General features: G+C 44.1%; 15 protein-coding genes. 10 read left to right on the top strand and 5 right to left on the bottom strand.

Going from position 1 to position 17,731, the window contains the following annotated elements; genetic code table 11:
- Nucleotides 1-177: 177 nt before the first annotated feature.
- On the bottom strand, nucleotides 178-1,509 hold the full coding sequence (locus LMH68_RS20265) for a D-serine ammonia-lyase (RefSeq protein ID WP_108099142.1): 1,332 nt from the start codon (nucleotides 1,507-1,509) through the stop codon (nucleotides 178-180).
- A gap of 133 nt (nucleotides 1,510-1,642) precedes the next feature.
- On the opposite strand from LMH68_RS20265, the gene LMH68_RS20260 reads away from it, so the two are divergent.
- Complete coding sequence (locus LMH68_RS20260) at nucleotides 1,643-2,836, top strand: MFS transporter (RefSeq protein WP_102549083.1); 1,194 nt, start codon at nucleotides 1,643-1,645, stop codon at nucleotides 2,834-2,836.
- A gap of 14 nt (nucleotides 2,837-2,850) precedes the next feature.
- On the opposite strand, the gene LMH68_RS20255 is transcribed toward LMH68_RS20260, so the two are convergent.
- Nucleotides 2,851-3,663, bottom strand: coding sequence for a helix-turn-helix transcriptional regulator (locus tag LMH68_RS20255; protein WP_229647545.1), 813 nt, complete (start codon nucleotides 3,661-3,663; stop codon nucleotides 2,851-2,853).
- Between the two features lie 131 nt (nucleotides 3,664-3,794).
- Nucleotides 3,795-4,328 (bottom strand): YbhB/YbcL family Raf kinase inhibitor-like protein, encoded by a 534-nt coding sequence (locus LMH68_RS20250; RefSeq protein ID WP_029222229.1) that lies wholly within the window; start codon nucleotides 4,326-4,328, stop codon nucleotides 3,795-3,797.
- A 243-nt stretch (nucleotides 4,329-4,571) separates the two neighbouring features.
- Here LMH68_RS20250 and LMH68_RS20245 point away from each other — a divergent pair, with 243 nt between their 5' ends.
- The 4 genes from LMH68_RS20245 to LMH68_RS20230 all read left to right on the top strand — a co-directional run bounded on the left by LMH68_RS20245 (nucleotide 4,572) and on the right by LMH68_RS20230 (nucleotide 9,947).
- Nucleotides 4,572-5,981 carry a DUF3404 domain-containing protein gene (locus LMH68_RS20245; protein WP_229647546.1) on the top strand — a complete coding sequence of 470 codons (1,410 nt, stop codon included), beginning with the start codon at nucleotides 4,572-4,574 and terminating at the stop codon, nucleotides 5,979-5,981.
- The gene (locus tag LMH68_RS20240) at nucleotides 5,959-6,606 is read left to right on the top strand and encodes a response regulator transcription factor (RefSeq protein WP_108223908.1); all 648 of its coding nucleotides are present in this window, start codon (nucleotides 5,959-5,961) and stop codon (nucleotides 6,604-6,606) included. Before LMH68_RS20245 ends, LMH68_RS20240 begins: the two co-directional genes overlap by 23 nt.
- Nucleotides 6,606-7,424 (top strand): DUF2861 family protein, encoded by an 819-nt coding sequence (locus LMH68_RS20235; protein ID WP_108223907.1) that lies wholly within the window; start codon nucleotides 6,606-6,608, stop codon nucleotides 7,422-7,424. Before LMH68_RS20240 ends, LMH68_RS20235 begins: the two co-directional genes overlap by 1 nt.
- Before the next feature lie 120 nt (nucleotides 7,425-7,544).
- The gene (locus LMH68_RS20230; RefSeq protein WP_229647547.1) at nucleotides 7,545-9,947 is read left to right on the top strand and encodes a glycoside hydrolase; all 2,403 of its coding nucleotides are present in this window, start codon (nucleotides 7,545-7,547) and stop codon (nucleotides 9,945-9,947) included.
- A gap of 67 nt (nucleotides 9,948-10,014) precedes the next feature.
- On the opposite strand, the gene LMH68_RS20225 is transcribed toward LMH68_RS20230, so the two are convergent.
- Nucleotides 10,015-10,917 carry a LysR family transcriptional regulator gene (locus LMH68_RS20225; RefSeq protein WP_108193142.1) on the bottom strand — a complete coding sequence of 301 codons (903 nt, stop codon included), beginning with the start codon at nucleotides 10,915-10,917 and terminating at the stop codon, nucleotides 10,015-10,017.
- A 128-nt stretch (nucleotides 10,918-11,045) separates the two neighbouring features.
- Between LMH68_RS20225 and LMH68_RS20220 the strand changes: the two genes are divergently transcribed.
- From LMH68_RS20220 to LMH68_RS20200, 5 genes are all read left to right on the top strand, one after another.
- Nucleotides 11,046-12,110, top strand: a complete 1,065-nt coding sequence (locus LMH68_RS20220; RefSeq protein ID WP_061023004.1) for an HlyD family secretion protein — start codon at nucleotides 11,046-11,048, stop codon at nucleotides 12,108-12,110.
- Nucleotides 12,111-12,113: 3 nt separating this feature from the next.
- A complete protein-coding gene (locus tag LMH68_RS20215) occupies nucleotides 12,114-13,664 on the top strand; it encodes a DHA2 family efflux MFS transporter permease subunit (protein ID WP_229647548.1) in 1,551 nt (516 codons plus the stop codon).
- Nucleotides 13,665-13,950: 286 nt separating this feature from the next.
- Entirely contained in the window at nucleotides 13,951-15,540 is a 1,590-nt protein-coding gene (locus LMH68_RS20210; RefSeq protein WP_413755816.1) for a response regulator, read from the top strand.
- The gene (locus LMH68_RS20205) at nucleotides 15,534-15,866 is read left to right on the top strand and encodes an Hpt domain-containing protein (protein ID WP_017060508.1); all 333 of its coding nucleotides are present in this window, start codon (nucleotides 15,534-15,536) and stop codon (nucleotides 15,864-15,866) included. The genes LMH68_RS20210 and LMH68_RS20205 overlap by 7 nt, the downstream gene beginning before the upstream one ends.
- 414 nt (nucleotides 15,867-16,280) lie before the next feature.
- The gene (locus LMH68_RS20200; protein WP_229647550.1) at nucleotides 16,281-17,177 is read left to right on the top strand and encodes an RNA polymerase sigma factor RpoD/SigA; all 897 of its coding nucleotides are present in this window, start codon (nucleotides 16,281-16,283) and stop codon (nucleotides 17,175-17,177) included.
- Nucleotides 17,178-17,364: 187 nt separating this feature from the next.
- Here the strand turns inward: LMH68_RS20200 and LMH68_RS20195 are convergent, their stop codons facing one another.
- Entirely contained in the window at nucleotides 17,365-17,718 is a 354-nt protein-coding gene (locus tag LMH68_RS20195; protein ID WP_017060510.1) for a hypothetical protein, read from the bottom strand.
- Between the last annotated feature and the right edge of the window lie 13 nt (nucleotides 17,719-17,731).

Below are 17,731 nucleotides of genomic sequence, written 5' to 3'. Positions count from 1 at the left end.
ATGTGTTTTGGATAACGATCTGCGCAAGTTATTGTTTGAATAACAACAGGATTTCGGAGTAAAAAAGAGTGCGTTCAACCGATAAACAACACTCTTCTATCATGACTTACCTTTTTAACCGCTGATCTTTTTAACAGCATATATTTTAAAAAATCTTAGCCTATAAAATCTTTAGGGTTAAACCGATGACTTCGCTAAGTAAGCTGCCATTTCTTGTGGTGGCACCATGCCTCCGCCAGTCGCCCACACAAGATGCGTTGCATTCGCTAGCGTCGACTCATCAATTTTTAGGCGATCAAGATATTCTCTATTCTGCTCAACATGAATCACACCTGGCATACCCGCTAATGCTGAAGGTTCAAGTTGAATACCCTCCACTTGGTTCAGTTCGCCTAGCAATTGGTACATACGTTCATCGGTTAATGTGTAATAACCATCAAGCAAGCGCTCCATCGCGCGACCCACAAAGCCAGATGCCCGTCCAACCGCCAAACCATCCGCAGCTGTTAAGTTGTCGATACCAAGATCTTGCACCGCAATCTCATCATGCAATCCCGTATGAACACCGAGCAACATACAAGGCGAATGGGTTGGCTCAGCAAAAATACAGTGCACGTGATCACCAAAAGCCATCTTCAATCCAAATGCAACACCACCGGGGCCGCCACCCACACCACAAGGCAAGTAAACAAACAAAGGATGCTGTTCATTAACCACAATCCCCTGTTGCTCGAATTGCTTCTTGAGCCTTTCTCCAGCCACAGAATAACCAAGGAACAGGGTTTGCGAGTTTTCATCATCAATGAAAAAACAACGCGGGTCTTGCTCCGCTTCTTTACGCCCTTGTTCCACCGCAACGCCATAGTCTTGTTGATACTCGACCACGTTAACACCGTGCTCTCGCAGTTTACTTTTCTTCCAAGCTCTCGCGTCTGCTGACATATGAACGGACACTGTAAAACCTAGCTTGGCACTCATGATACCAATCGACATTCCTAGGTTACCCGTTGAACCTACCGCAATGCTGTATTGTTGGAAGAAGTCACGAAATTCAGGTTCGAGCAACTTACTGTAGTCATCGCTCTCACACAGTAACCCCGCTTCAATCGCAAGCTTCTCGGCATGCGTTAGTACTTCATAGATACCACCGCGCGCTTTGATTGAACCTGAAATCGGTAAATGGCTGTCTTTCTTCATCATCAAACGCCCTTTTATTGGCTGCTGATAATGAGCTTCTAATGCTAACTTCATTGCAGGGATATCGATAAGCTCAGATTCGATGATGCCATTCGTCACATGAGTTTCAGGGAATGCCTTCACCAGATAAGGGGCAAACCTTTGTAACCTCAAACTCGCATCATGAATATCTTGTTCGCCTAAACCCACATAAGGCAAACCGCGCTCCAGAGTCGTCACATTTGGGTTAAACCAAACCACTTCTTCCAATGCAATCAATTGTTGAAGTAATGGGAAATCTGAGATGAGTTTATGGATATTCAATATGGTCATGGATTACCTTTTTTGGTAAAGCGCGCGCGACGCTGGTTCAGTCATTAGTAAACCTATTTAAACGGTATTTGTGTAATCATTCAATGACCTGTAGGCTAGCTTTTCTTCTCATAAGCAAACAGTAGAACAACCTATGAGCGCCTCTCTTCGTAATAGCATTTTCGTCATGTTAGGGATTCTATTCCTAGCACTTAACCTTCGTGGGCCTTTTACGAGCTTGGCTCCTGTGCTTTCTCAGGTTATGGAAGGCCTCAACCTTACGTCGTCGGCTGCTGGCTTCTTAACAGCTTTGCCACTGTTGACTTTTGCCTTATTTTCACCATTAGTCACTAAGATATCCCAACGAATTGGGCTAGAGCCTAGCCTACTCTTAGGCTTAGTTTTGATCACTTCGGGGATTACACTGCGCTCTTTTGGAGCAATTCCGACGTTATACATCGGCACAGTAATGATTGGGCTTGGTATCGCGATTGGTAACGTGTTGTTGCCCGTTGTAGTGAAAATTAGCTTCCCTACTCGTATTGCGACCGTTACTTCTTTGTACATTTTTACGATGGGCATCGGTTCGACGTTAGGCTCAAGTTTGATGGTGCCGTTTTCAAATCTAACCTTATTTACGATCACGGGTTGGCAATTAGCACTGTTAATGAACCTAATATTCCCAATATTAGCTTTGATGATCTGGTTGCCTAAAATCAAAAAGCGCTCTTCTTCATCTACCAATAACAAGCATCAAGAAAAGCCGATTCCGATGAAGAAGATGATCAAGAGTGGCATTGCATGGCAAGTGACACTAGCTCTTGGGCTTAACTCATTTACCTTCTACTCTTTGGCAGGCTGGCTTCCACAGATCTTGAACGACCTTGGCTACAGCGAAATCGATGCGGGTTATATCTACGGATTTCTACAATTTTCGACTATGGTTCCGGGATTACTGTTACTGCCGTTCTTAGGTAAAAGCGATAACCAACAATGGCTCATTACGCTTTGTACTTCGAGTGTATTTATTGGATTGATTGGGCTGCTGTATTTGCCTGAGTTTGCGATCTTTTGGGTAGGACTGTTTGGATTAGCCAACTGCTCGACGTTTATTATTGCGCTCTCTTTTGTTGGCCTGAGAACATCGAATAGCAGCCAAGCCGCATCGCTGTCGGGTATGGCTCAGGGAATCGGTTATGCGTTGGCTGCCACTGGTCCAACATTGGTGGGTAAGCTTCATGCTCAGACAGATTCTTGGAGTGTTCCTATTCTGCTGATCGCATCTGTTGCCTTTGCGTGCACGATTTTCGCAGCACTGGCAGCACGAGATAAAAAAGTGAGCGTTTAGGCCAAACAGAATGATTATGGTGTCGCGACTTTATTGCTCGCGACTGTATTGCTGACGACGGTTTTGATGTATTCACTTGGCGACAAACCAAACTTCCCTTTAAAGCGCTGGCTAAAACGCCCTTCCGATTGGTAACCGCAAGACTGAGCCAACATCGCCACATTCTGCTGCCCGTTTTGCATCAGATAAAGCGCATGACTCAAGCGAACTTCAGCCAGTACCTCACGATATTGCATGCCTTCAAGTTTCAATTTACGGATAAGCGTGGCGCGGCTCATCGCAAAGCGCTCTGCTACCGACTCTAACGGATGTTTCTCGTCCGGTGAATGCGAAAGGTAGTGGCTGAGTTTCTGGCTAAACGAGACGTTTGAGCTAATAAACAATCGATGCAGTACGCCCTTCTCGGCTAATTGCTGATACAAACCCTGCAACCAAAATTGTTGGGTTTGTTCACTCATGCTCTGACGATCAAACGAAAACAACGCATTGAGAGAATCTTGCAAACTTCGATCTGCCTCTACGGTGGGTAAATCCAGTTCATTTGCTCGATCCTCACTTAAATCAAGCATCGCCTGAGAAGGTTGGAATTGAAAGCTGAACACTCGTGATAAGAAGCGCCCTTTGTGGGGCATGTTCTCAAAACTTAGTGAAGCTGATGCCTCACACAACAACAGCTCAGAATGTGAAAGTTCTGCCGCTGAATCTTTCCAAAACAGGCGCTTACTGCCTGTAATGATCTGAATGATACTAGGAGATAGAATCCTCACATTACGCAATTTTTGTAACTGCTCTGCACGAAAGATCGTCACTTGATATTGATGATTCATTTCATCTCCCTTGTTTACTTATTATCAACGACCAGCTTTCGCATCAATAACTGGTCGCTTTATTAGCTTGTGTCAATTACTAACGTGTATAAAGTTATTAACGTATACAAATTATTGGCGTATATCAGCTATTAACGTGTGTAAGTTGTAGTCAGTTTCGCTTTGTCTAAAGCCATGCTGTTCAACGTGAATCCAACCACTGCCGACGGCGTGTTTTCGTCTAGGTTGAGCTTATCCGTTGGCAATGCCCAAACCGTGAATTGATAACGGTGCATACCATCTTTTTCTGGAGGACAAGCACCACCGAAACCTACCGTTCCATAATCGATACGGCCTTCTTTGCCACCCACTTTAGAGATATCGACACCGCGAGGTAGCTCGCTCACTGTTGCTGGAATATCAAACGCGACCCAGTGCCAGAAACCACTTTCAGTCGGAGCATCTGGATCATAAGCCGTGATTGCAAAGCTTTTGGTTCCTGCTGGAGCATCTTTCCACATCAACTGCGGTGACAAGTTCTCGCCATCACAGCCCCAACTTGAATATTCAAACGTCTTCGCCATTGGGTGACCTTCTTGAATATCATTACTCGTTAATTCGAATGCCTGAGCCGAGCCAGCTGTTAAGATACTAAGTGCCAATACTGATTTAATGAGTGTTTTCATGGTGGTTCCTCTGATTAGGTATGAGCCCAGTATAGTCCCCTCCATCCGCCCAACAATGACAATAAGTACACAATTATCTAGTTTAATCCATCCAAATGATACTTACTGTATTTTTAGTTTATTATTTTAAAACATGACCCACTCGACAATTTGTTGTTAAAGGAACACTTGTTGACATTCAGGTTACAAATCACGTCCAAAACTCTTTAGACTCGCCCCACGACTTTTAACGAGAATGATTGGATGCGCAGGTTTACCTTAGCCCTTGGCTTGATCTTTTGGCTCCCAGCTCTAGCCAATGCCCAAAGTTTGCAAGACAAGTGGCAAACCCTGTATCAACTGAGCTGGCAATCATCCCCAATCCTAGTATCTCAACAAGAGTTGGCTCAGTATCCGAAAGTTCTGCTTCATGAACGTAGCCGCTATCCTGATTTCAACCAATTCAGTTGGGACGACATCGCAGCGTTAGCGTCAATACAAGATCACTGCCGAGCGATTGAAAGCAATAACCCTTCATTAGATGACGCCATCGAGTTTGAGCTCGCTTTGTGTCAGCAACAAGCATTGGATTCCATTTGGTTTGCAGCACACTCCAAACGACACCCTGCAGGTGGCAGTTTTGCTGATCGTTATTTAGCCGCTTACCCAGATGTGACCGAGCAGATACGCCCATTTCTGAGTCTTACCAACCCTCAGCACCCTTTATATAACAAGCTAGAAAACCTAAGTGCACAAGGCAGAGAAGCACTGCTCAGTGGATACCGAGCTTGGCAACAGGACGATGTGCTTTGGTTAAGTGGCGAACAAGGCTGGAAAGCCATTCCCTTAAATATTTGGCAACCTATTGCAGAGCGGCAAGAGGTATCTTTGACGGGTGAAACCTGTACTTTTCGTTACAGCAACGTGTGCTTAAGCGAGCCTAGCAATGACAATCTGATCATGAAAACGTTGATCTTTACATTGCTGTTAACGTTGCTTTCCGGACTCGGTAGAGTCTTATACCTAAGAACAAAACAACGAAAAGAGAGGCAGTTCATTTTACAGCTTCTTACTCATGAACTGCGCACGCCCATTACTAGCCTAGGCTTAACCGTCGAGATGTTTAGAAATCGCTACGATGACTTTTCTGATGAAACTCAAAATGCGGTTTGGCGTTTAATATCCGACTATCAAAGGCTCTCTCAGCTCACTGAAAACAGTAAAGTGTATCTAAATGCGGATCAGTCGGAGCCTTTATTAAAGCAGAACGCATCCTTAGAAGAGTGGCTCGATCATGTATGTGAGAAGCACAATATCGAGTATCAATGTGATTCAAGTGATGCTGAACTTAACCTACCGTATTACTGGCTAACCATCTGCTTAGATAACTTGATTAAGAACGCTAAACAGCACGGTATAGGTGAGGTTTTGGTCAAGGTAGAACTCGCTGATAAGCTCAGGATTGAGGTGCAAGACGAAGGTCACTTCCCTTCTTTTCTGCAACGGTTTGTATCTCGAGCAACACCGAATATCAATCACAGACAAGACAACATGGGCATTGGCCTGACTATTGTCGAACACTTGATGAAACAAGCGAATGGCCGTCTCATTATTCTTCGTAACCCAACCCGATGTATTTTGGAAATAGCTTATGAACACCCTACTGCTGATTGAAGACGACCATCTACTTGGACAAGGCCTCGTCAGCTTCTTTGAGTCCAATGGTTACCCATGCCTTTGGGCGAAGGGTTCAGAGAGTGCCAGTAAGCAATGGTTCCGCGCCGATCTAGTGATACTGGATCGACAACTCGAAGACGGTGACAGCTTGCGACACCTGCCGAATTGGCTACTCCTCAAAGCGCTTCCTGTGATTGTGTTAACGGCTAAAGTGGAAGTCCAGCAACGCGTAGAAGGCTTAATGGCAGGTGCCAAAGATTACGTCACTAAACCTTTCTCAAACGAGGAGTTGCTTGCTCGAGTCATTACCCAACTTCGTCCGTTAGGGGTGAGCCAACTAAATTACGCCAACATTGAAGTCCGCTTGTCTGAACGAATCGCTTATTTGGATGAAAGCCCGATCACGTTAAAACCTAAAGAGTTCCAGTTATTGGTCTTGTTTGTTCAGAACCAAAGTCGTGTGTTTCATCGTGATGAGTTACTCAATAAGATTTGGGGTTATCAAGCCTTTCCAAGTACCCGAACCGTGGATAATCACATCCTACGCTTGCGCCAGAAGCTGCCAACCCTAAAGATCGAAACACATCGCGGCGTTGGTTACCGCTTAGCTGGGGAATCATAATGAGAGTCACTTCGTTAATCGCATTGATCTGCGCTTTGCCGTTTGCGTGTCACGCCGCTTGGTTTACCAACACACCATTGCAACATACGTATCAATCTCTGCTTGATGAACAACCTCAAGTCGCGTGGCAAGAGCTTCAAATCGCACTCGATCAACAAACACTCGATAGTGAGCTTTGGCTGCCTGTGAAACAAGAGATATTGAGCCAAACTCAATGCGGAACTTCACTAAGACAAGACACTGAAACGAAACATCACATTCAAGTTAGCTTCATTCGACGTTACGGCCTGTCATCGCAAGGTTATCAAATCAAAGTCGCTGCAGAACAACTCAGTGAAGACATGAAAATCCAAACACAACCTATCTCTCTGGTCTCCCCAAGAGGTAAAATCCTTCTCGATGGACAACTCGCTTCTAACAATGAGTATCAAGAGATTGAGACCAGTGAAATGTTTATCAAACCCGAACCTGGTGTTTATCAACTAAAGATAGGTTCAAACCACTATCCTATTGTTGTCGCTTTAGACAACAGCAAGCGATGGTTAACACTCGAAAGTAAACTCAGCGAACCACATATCGTGATCACGCCACCGAAGGTGATCGACAACTGCCCTAACGCCAATGTGAGTTGGCAATGGTTCGATGAGAACTACAACCTGTTAGGCTACAAAGTGCCAATCAAGACAGCGCAAGCACCCGTTCCCACAGAAAGCCCGCTAGGGACTAATGCCAAACATTTGAGTGCCTCGGTTGAAATGTTTGAATACCAAGGCGCGATTGAAGTCCAATATGTGCAGCGTGTCGCGGTGCCTTTCTAATGGAATGCTTTCAGAAGAAGATTAGAAACTAAGTAATGCAGAAAATAGAGACATATAGGTGACAAAGCACTAACGCTACTTGGGTGTAATGACCGTACTTACCCTTTACGGAATCTAGATATGCTCAGCGTACGTCACCCACTCAGTCTTTCTACTTGTGCCATTGTAGCTTTAACAACAGCTTGTCTGTTTTCATCCAATGCACAAGCGAGCCAAATAACGCTCACCAGTAATAGCAGCGTTAGCTCTAACACCACTACCAGCAATACAGTCTCTATTTCATCGAATACCTTAGAGATAGATTGGAACGGCTTAAGCGTTAACAGCGGCGCTCTCACCGTTGATAGCCAACCACAGAAAGTGACGAATCTAGTCATTGGTCTTTCCGATAAAACTAACTCAGCAAAGGCCGCAACTTGGACCTTAGTACCTAGTAGGATAAACGTTGAGGCGGAACTAAATCAAGATCAACTCACTTTTCAGTTCAGCTTCCCTTCAAATATACAGGTGAAACGTAACCAGCCCGTAGAGTTGGCGTGGTTTGATCTTGCAGAAAAACAAACTCAGACCCTATTTCTTCCTTTTAGCGAAGGCATGCGTGTACCTACAAATAACAAGCTTTGGGGTAGTTATCTAGTCGACAACCATTCTGGAAGCAACACCACTCAAGACCTAAAGATGCCTTTTTGGACAGCACAACAGAACGACCACTTCATTAGCTATCAGATGATTAATGCAACCAACAATCAACTGCTCTTTTCAGATGCATCCTCTAATGCTTCCTCAAATACAAAGACCAAAATTGATATGAAGGCATCACACCAATTTACGATGCTCAATCAGTCACAGCCTTTTATTGTTCGTATCACCCTCGGAGACTCGTGGTTAGATGGTGCCAAACAATACCGAGATTCGCGCATCAATAATAACCAGTCTGAAACACTTGTAGCAAAGCAAAAGCGCAATCCAGATGTGAGTCAGTTAATCGGTGCGAGCCACGTTTATTTGTTTGGCAAAGATCCATTAAGCGTCCAAGATGTGAGTGACTGGTGGGGATTGAAAGCTTGGTATCTAAAAGGCTCTAAACTCAACGTTTCCAAGGAAGCAAAAAGAGAGCTTTCATCACTCTCCAAGGGTAAAGATTGGTTCAGTCAGTACCACAAACAGTTATTGTTGGACTCTATTAGCCAGTCGTTGCAGGTGTTATTTCCAATCGGTAATCCGACACTCGAAAATAACACGATTAAAGCTCAATACGTGGCAGCGCAGAATAAGAAAAATTGGTTGGTTGAACACGCCTCCCCCTACCTAAACTCGTCAGACACTTGGGGACAAGCGTTGTCTTCAGACATGGTAACCAATCTAAATAAGGCAGGCTTAAACAAACTGTGGCTCGGATTCGATAATTGGATGCCAGCATTCTATCAACCTAACGCTGTGGGTCTGGCAAAACAGTCAGGATATCTGGTCGGCACCTATGACTCCTACAACACAGCCATTCCTGCGAAGCTGAACGACAACTGGCTAACCGCTCAATTACCAGAGCCGATGCGTGAGAGTTGTGCCATTGAACTAACGGATGGCAGCCTAAAAAAAGGGTTTCGAGGTAACGGATTCTACCTCAATCCGAATTGCCATTTAGATTACGTAAAGCAGCGCGCTCAAGACATTATGAAATTCGGCAACTTCAACAGCTTGTTCTTAGATGTTGATGCAACCGCCATGGCACGTGAGGATTACAGCGGCTCTATAGACAGTCATAGCAAGAGTCATAGCTACAGCGATGGCGATGGCGATACAAACGAATCGGATATGCTTTCTGCCTTCAACAACCGAATGCAGTGGCTTAGCGAGCAACCATCGTTAGTATTAGGATCTGAAGACGGCAACAGCCTAACAACAAAAGGCATCGCGTTTGCGCACGGCTTAGAAACGGTTGGTTTTGGTTGGACAGACAAAGACATGAAAGAGAACCACCAATCTCCCTATTACTTAGGTCGTTGGTACCCAGACCACAAGCCTGACTTCTTCTTTAAACCCGCCGAGGTTAAAGAGCCCTACAAATCGCTACTGTTTTCGCCTCAATACCGAATTCCGTTATACCAAGCCGTTTTCCAGGATGAAGTGATCAATACGCACCATTGGCATTCAGACAGCCTTAAGTTCACTAATGTACAAGCAGAACGTGACTTAACCGCCATGCTGTACAACACGCCAGCGATGGTTCACTTGACCAGAGATGAAGCTTTATCAAGTTCAAGCACGAGAATCAAAGCATTGAAACACTATCAAGATGGCTTTGAACCGATGCACGAGCAGTTATGGGATAAACAGTTGGTCGATTTCGACTGGTTAGACAAAAGCGGAGACGTTCAACAAACTGAGTTCAGTGACGGGAGTAAAATCATAGCGAACTTCTCCGACAAGTCATTTCGTCACAACGGTATCGATATTGCTGCCCTATCGGTCAAAGCTATATTAGCGAATGGACAAGTCGTCGACTGGCAGCCCAATCATAGTTAGCTTCGATACGGTTTAGACAAAACGAATAATAGGAAGCTTAAGCACTTAACCGCTAAGGTTTTCCCCGTTACTTTTGCTTCCTATTTTGAAAGGCAGTCAGTAGATAGTCGATAAAGACCTTTTTACGTTTCGGCATCAACTGCCTGTCTGCATACACTAGGCTTACTGAAACTTCTGGCATCTCATATTCAGGTAACAAACGAATCAGCTTACCTGTCTTGAAATGTTCGCGACAAATGAATTCAGGAAGCACCGCCAAGCCGAGCCCATCCACACACGCTGTTAGGCATGCCGTGATGGTATTCACCCGTAACTGACACGGCAGATCGATCAAAATCGACTCTCCGCCTTCTAATTGCAAATGCCACTTAGGTAGACGTGCCGCCTTGTTCACCACCTCAATCATCCTAAATGGAGGCTTAAGGTCATCGGGTGAAGAGATTTCACCGAACTGTTCTAAATACTCAGGGCTGGCTACCAATACACGCTTCGATGTTGTGAGGTAGCGAGAAACCAAGCTCGAGTCCACTAGCTCACCAATTTGTGCGTAAAGATCGATCCCCTCTGCAATGATGTCGACTTCTCGATTCGACAGTTCTAAGTTCAAAGTCACGTTTGGGTGCTCTTTTAGGAAACTGTGGATGTATGTGGCTAATACTTGATGTCCCAATTCGACAGGCAACACAACATTCAACTGCCCTCGGATCAAATCCTGATTGGCAGAAACCTCTAACTCAGCTTGGTTCATGATCTCTTGCATCTGCATGCTCGACTGATAAAAGCGCTCACCCTCTGGCGTTAAAACTAAACTTCGTGTCGAACGAGTGATCAACCTCACACCTAGGTGCTGCTCCAGCTCGTCTAGCTTTCGGCTGACGGTCGACTTGGTCATGTTCAATGCTTCAGCCGCTTGCGTGAAACTCCCACAATCAACAACTTGTGTAAAAACAGTCACAGCATTTAAGTCCATCGTACTTCTCCCAAAGCCCTATTAGTAAGATTATTGCAATAGTGTTTCCCTTTTTTCCTATCTTATCAATCAATCGAATTCATTTACAATTCGTTACATCTAAATAAAAACAAAATGAGAAATAAAAAATGACAGAGAACAACAACGCTTCGCAATCAGTAAGCACAAAAAAACGTAAAAAAGCCCCGCTTATTGCTACTGCGATCATGCTGTCATTAGGTCTAGCTGGCGCCGGATATTGGTATGGCTATGGCCAATACTTTGAATCTACCGACAATGCCTACCTACAAGGCGACATCACTAATATAAGCCCGAAGGTGTCAGGTTATATTGTTAAGTCTTACGTGAGTGATAACCAATCGGTTAAACAAGGTGACTTATTGGTTCAAATTGATGATCGTGATTACCAATCTGCACTTGCTCAGGCGAATGCGCATTTAAGCGTCGTTCAATCAAGCGTACACAACCTTATCGCTCAACAAACGTTACAACGTAGCCAAATAAATCAAGCCGAGAGCCGTGTTGATTCCGCACAAGCTGAATACGAGCGTGCAATCCAACAAGTCGTGCGTTCTCGTAGCTTATTAAAGCGTAACTATGCTTCGCAAGATGAAGTAGACAGCATGGTCGCACAACAAAAAGTCACCCAAGCAGAACTTGAAGAAGCAAAAGCAAACCTCGTCGCAAGTAATGATCAGCTAATCGTGATTGCGAGTGAAATCGAACAAGCAAACGCGTCCGTGACTGAAGCTCAAGCACAAAGAGATCAAGCACAACTTAACCTTGATTACACCAAAGTTTACGCGCCAGCAGATGGCGTGATTGGTAAACGTAGCGTCCGTGAAGGCTTGCTGATTCAAGCAGGCGCACCACTTATGAGCTTGGTACCAAACAACCAAGTGTGGATTGAAGCTAACTTCAAAGAAACACAGCTAAGCGGCATTCACAAAGGCCAAACGGTAGAAGTCGAACTGGATGCCTTTCCGGGTCAGCCACTTGAAGGCGTGGTAGACAGTTTCTCTCCTGCGACTGGCGCCAAGTTTGCGCTACTGCCGCCAGAAAACGCGACAGGTAACTTCACTAAAATCGTTCAACGTGTACCGGTGAAAATCATCATTCCAGATCAGCAAGAATTGAAAGGTCGACTGCTTCCTGGTTTGTCTGTGGTAGCGACCATCGATAAACGAGGCTAGACCATGAGTAACGCTGGTGTTGTCACCCACACTAATGATGATGGCGAGGTTTCAAGACGCCATTGGATCGCCCTATTTGGTGGTTTGATTGGCGCGTTTATGGCGATCTTGGATATTCAGATCACCAACTCGTCTCTCAAAGATATTCAAGGCGCGCTGTCTGCCACCTTAGATGAAAGTTCGTGGATCTCTACGTCTTATCTAGTCGCAGAAATGATTGCTATTCCACTCAGTGGTTGGCTTTCTAAAGCACTCGGTAAACGCCGTTATATCACGTGGACAACGGCCATTTTCACCATTTCATCTTTGTTATGTTCGTTCTCTTGGAATATGACCTCGATGATCGTATTCCGCGCGATGCAAGGCTTCAGTGGTGGCGCTTTAATCCCGCTTGCTTTCTCGTTAGTGATTCAGTTATTGCCTGTTAACAAACGTGCTGTGGGTATGGCACTGTTTGGTGTAACCGCGACCTTTGCTCCATCGATCGGCCCAACATTTGGTGGTTGGCTGACGGAGAACTTTTCATGGCACTATATTTTCTATATCAATATTCCGCCTGCTTTGCTTGTGATCACCATGATCCGATATGGTTTGGATCATGAAAAGCTCGACCTTGGTACCCTGAAAAAAGCCGATTGGTTTGGTATCGCCACCATGGCGTTAGGGCTAGGTTGTTTAGAAGTGGTACTAGAAGAAGGTAACCGGGAAGAGTGGTTCAGTTCGAGCTTTATTATTGGCTTGAGTATCGTGTCGGCGGTGAGTTTGGTTTACTTCGTGATAAACGAACTCCAACACAAAAAGCCATTGGTTAACCTGCGGCTATTGCGGGATGGGCAGTTTGCGATGTCCTGTATCGCCTATTTGATTCTAGGGATGGCGTTGCTTGGCTCTATCTATGTTCTGCCGATGTATCTCACTCAAATTCAGCAATATAACGCGATGGAAATTGGTGAAGTACTAATGTGGATGGGTTTCCCACAGCTTCTGATATTCCCAATTGTGCCCAAGCTAACACAGATAATTAAGCCTAAGTACTTGGTGACCTTTGGCTTCGCAATGTTCGGTTTCAGTTGTTACGTGAATACGCACATGACAATCGATTTTGGTGGGCAACAGCTGATTTTGTCTATGGTTCTGCGTGCTATCGGTAGCCCATTTATTATGGTTCCGCTGTCTTTGGTTGCCATGAAAAACATCAGTAAAATGGATACACCAGATGCATCAACGTTAACCAACGTGATGCGAAACTTAGGTGGTGCTTTCAGCATCGCGATTATCGCTACGCTATTGGATAACAAAACCCGTGAGCACTTAGCACACATCAAGGAGTCGTTGCCTTCTGTGAGTCAACTTGGTTGGCAGACGCTTCAGCAACAACAAGCGTTTTTCATTCAGTCAGGAAGTGATGCCGCAACGGCGATGCAACAAGCGCAAGCAAGCTTACTTGGTACAATGCAACGTGACGCTGCCATCATGGCTTACAACGATGTGTTCTTAATGATGACGGCGTTCTTGGCTCTAGCGGCAGTATTGATTTTTAACATGCGTGATTAGCGCTAGTTTTTTAGTTAGTAATGCTTCAAAAAAGGCTACATTTCGGATAAAAAATCGAGTAAGCAAACAGAGAGGTAAGCTTATCGGCTTACCTCTTTTTTATTTCTAAAACACGGATAACCCCACAAAAATAAGGTAAACGCAGCCTGCGTTTGAAGGCTTTCATAAATGTTATCGAATACTCTTTAATTACCAATAGTTTATTGAGTGTTTGTATGTGATACAGGCACCTTGACAATGTGCAACCTGACACCTAAATTAAACATAACATTTGGTATTGAGGAAAATGGATTTGACCTTACCAACAGACCTGCGGGTTTTGATTGTCGACGACTCTAAGAGCGCAACAATACTTATTAAGCAGCAACTCTCGAGCTTGGGCATTTCACATGATTGCATCTTTATTGCGACCGATTATCGACAAGCCATCAAGGCGGTCGAGACGCACTCATTTCATGTACTCCTCATTGACTACCACTTAGAGCAATCCTTCACGGGGTTTGAGCTTTTGGGGATCCTTTATCGAAACAGGCTCATCAATCATACAGTCGCCACGATTCTTGTTTCTGGGGATATGCGTCAGGAAACCGTATTGACGGCCCTTTCTGGCGAAGCACATCACTTTGTTTCTAAACCGATCAATACTCAATCTTTAGGCAAGAAGATTCAAAGTGCTGTGTCCGTTTCGAAGAAACTCACCCAACTGAATGATTTGTATCCCATTGCCAGTCAAGAGAGATTAGCTCAAGCTTTGGCGATCTCCCCTAATGGTACTAGCGTTCAGTTCGAAGCGACATTGATTGAACATTTAATTGCAGGTAAGAAATGGCAGTTACTCTCTAGCGTCATTAACAACTCCAAAACCAACATGCACCCAACCAAATTGGTGGCTGAGGCGCTGATTCTCGACAGCTTAGGCAAGCCAAATTTAGCCATAGATAAGCTCCACAATTTTCTAATAGCACAGCCACTCTCATTGAGCGTGATTGACTGCTTAAGCTGTATCTATGAAAAACATAAAATGCTGCTGCCTGCTCTTAAATTAGCGATTCGTGCATTTGAGATGACTCCCAGCATCAGCCATCGTGCAATCAGGGCCATCGACTTAGCTGAGAACGCAGATAACACACATATGATCATAAAGTTAGGTGAGATGTATGCAACCCACATTTCAGCTGCTGACATTGATGTCATCCATTCCATTGGTGCGCACTTTAATTCCTTAAAAGCAACGTATCAGCGCGAGACGCAACTAAAGTACAAACGTATTTTGCTTGAGCACGCCAACCAATTCACCGAGTTGGTAAACCTGAAACTTCCGGTAAAACAACAGCAGCAAGTTTTGGCCAGCCTTGCCCTATTTCAGAGCAGCATATTGATCATCGAAAATAGCCCTCAGATTGCCCACAAAAAAGTGATTAGAGCTTCGACACTGTTAGCGAACAATTTCCACAGCCAACCGACTTATTTGCTCACTCAGTTATTACCCATGCTCGCCCACTTTGGTGAGTACTCTCTTTATCATTTAACAGTGGAATGTCTCAAATCTCGTGGAGAAGCCATAAATCACCAACTTGAGTCCAAAAATGTCGACCCTTCAACGTGTATAAACATTGAAAATTTGGGTTCGATCCAAGAAATAAAGGACTACATTCACAGTTACCCATATTCAGTTGCCGCCAAACTTGACTATATATACGCCGTCAATAAAGCTCATATAGAAGAGAAACTTAGCGACGACTATCTAGAAGAAATCTTACAGTTAGAACTTCCTCCAAAATGGAATCAATGGATTAGTGATTCATCAAGGTATGGTTTTTCCACTAAGCCGCCTAGCCCATTTTCAACATTCAGCCGACAGGAGTCCACATGCTAGACTTTGATGCTTTAAACGCCTATTTAGACAATGACAGAGACGTCATTTACGCCGTTTTGTCTACATATCAAGAAGACCATGGCAATTCGCTACAAGAGATCGAAGAGTTGGTTCAACAACAAGATTGGGGCAAGCTTCATTTTACCGTGCACACCTTAAAAGGCATTTTAGCCAGCTTTGGTGAAGAAACGGCCACAGTTGCATTGGAAAGAGTAGAACAAAACACACTCAATAAGCTTGCGCCGCAAGATGATGATCTTTCGGTTATCTACAGCGAAATGAAGATCATTAATCAGCAAATCGATGAGGTTCTTAGCACTTATTAGTCGATAGAATTAAAACGTGCATGGCGATACTTAACAGCCGACACAGCTAAAAGAGTTGAGGTGCTTGGAAACATTGAACCTCGACTCTTAACATTTTTCTCATCATTTCTCCTCTCAATTATAGTTCTAACCCACACCTATAAATTCACGTCATTTATCTAGATAAACCGATGTATAACACATGCTTTATAAACTATCCGTCTTAATGTTTTAAACGAAAAACCAACACACTTGATGAGATGCAAAATAGTTAAATATTTGTAGATCTTTTTGTGACATAAACATACGAAATTGCATTTTATTTATTGGTAAAGAAGAAATTGTTATCTACACTCTAATGAAACCAAGCGTTAATCACTTGGTGGCATAATAAAAAAAACTAAAACGTTCAGTCGGCTAGATAAGGACAAGGAAATGAACAACGATAGTTTTGCTGCGTTTCAGGGGCTCACGGATGAAACACCCATTACCGAATCATTTTCTACCAGTGCAGACCCTTATGCTCATTATCTGAAAGATATTGTTGGCATTGATCTGCTGTCGCGTGAAGATGAGGTGTATTACGCAAAATTGAATCGCGCGGGTGAGAAAAAAGCGCGTGATGTAATGATCGAATCAAACCTGCGCCTTGTTGTGAAAATCGCAAAGAGTTACCTAAAACGTAAAGGCAATAATTTCACCCTGCTCGACCTGATCGAGGAAGGCAACATTGGCTTGATTAAGGCCATCGACAAATACGATCCAGAACCAGGCTATCGTTTTTCAACCTATGCTGTTTGGTGGATCCGCGAAAACATTGAAGCCGCACTCATGAACACGGGTCGAACCGTTCGATTGCCAGCCCACGTGTGTAAAGAAATAAACAGCCTCGCCTCAAAAAAGCTCGATGCAAGCAAAAAAATGAGTAAAGAGGTTTCAATTTCTGAGCTATCAGACAGTTCAGGTGTAAAGGCCGAACGCGTCGATCAACTGGTGGCGTTAAGCGGGTTTATTGACGTGACGACAACGGTTGGAACTAGCCATGCGCCTATGGTGCTTGATCAATGCGAAAGTGAATATATCCCAGACCCTCAACAAGATTGTGAGGATCAATCCTTTACCCAAGCTCTAGAACAAATCATCTATACACTTCCTCCAAAATTACAAAAGGTGCTCATCCACCGTTTTGGTTTCTTTGATAACAAGGTGAAAACGCTGTCTGAGGTCGGACAAATGTTGGATGTGAATGTTTCTAATGAACGTGTTAGACAAATGCAGAAAGAAGCGGTCGAAAGAATTCAAAAACGACTCAAATTTGATGGTTGGGTGTAAGTCGTAGCCCAGTTGAGAATTAGTTGAAAATAACGTTAAGCCAAAACAAAGACCTTTAGGGTGAGCCTCCAAGCTTGCCCTTTTTGTTTGCTGATTCGTTAGAAAAATAAAAAAATCGTAAGCACACGAACCCTAAGTCGCTAATGCCTAATGCCTAATGAAAAATGACAAATGCCACACCATTAACTTACCTTAAAGAAGTGACTCGCTCACTGCGCAAAATGAGATAATTGATATAAGTGGTTTCAAGACAATCTTGTTCCCACACTGATAAAATCCGTTTAGCCGCAAAATAATAATCTTTGTTTCTCAACAACATCCCAACGGTGCGGCTAAGCTTTTCAAATCGAACGTGATCGCTCGCAGAGATGTAGTCATCGTCACTTTCAATAATGGGCGCTAAACCATCAGCAAACCAATTATTCAATATTTCTCGCATCTCTAATTCAGACTCAGGCACATCCACACTCGACAACTCTCGATGTTGAGGCGGTGGCACTATGTACTTCGACGCTTGCGGTGAACTGACATAACGATACATGTCGTCCCTCCTG

It is taken from the genome of Vibrio sp. F13 (assembly GCF_020806305.2).
Taxonomy (GTDB): Bacteria; Pseudomonadota; Gammaproteobacteria; order Enterobacterales; family Vibrionaceae; genus Vibrio; species Vibrio crassostreae_C.
The sequence above is the reverse complement of the archived record's forward strand: the minus strand, read 5'-3'. Positions and strand labels throughout refer to the sequence as shown.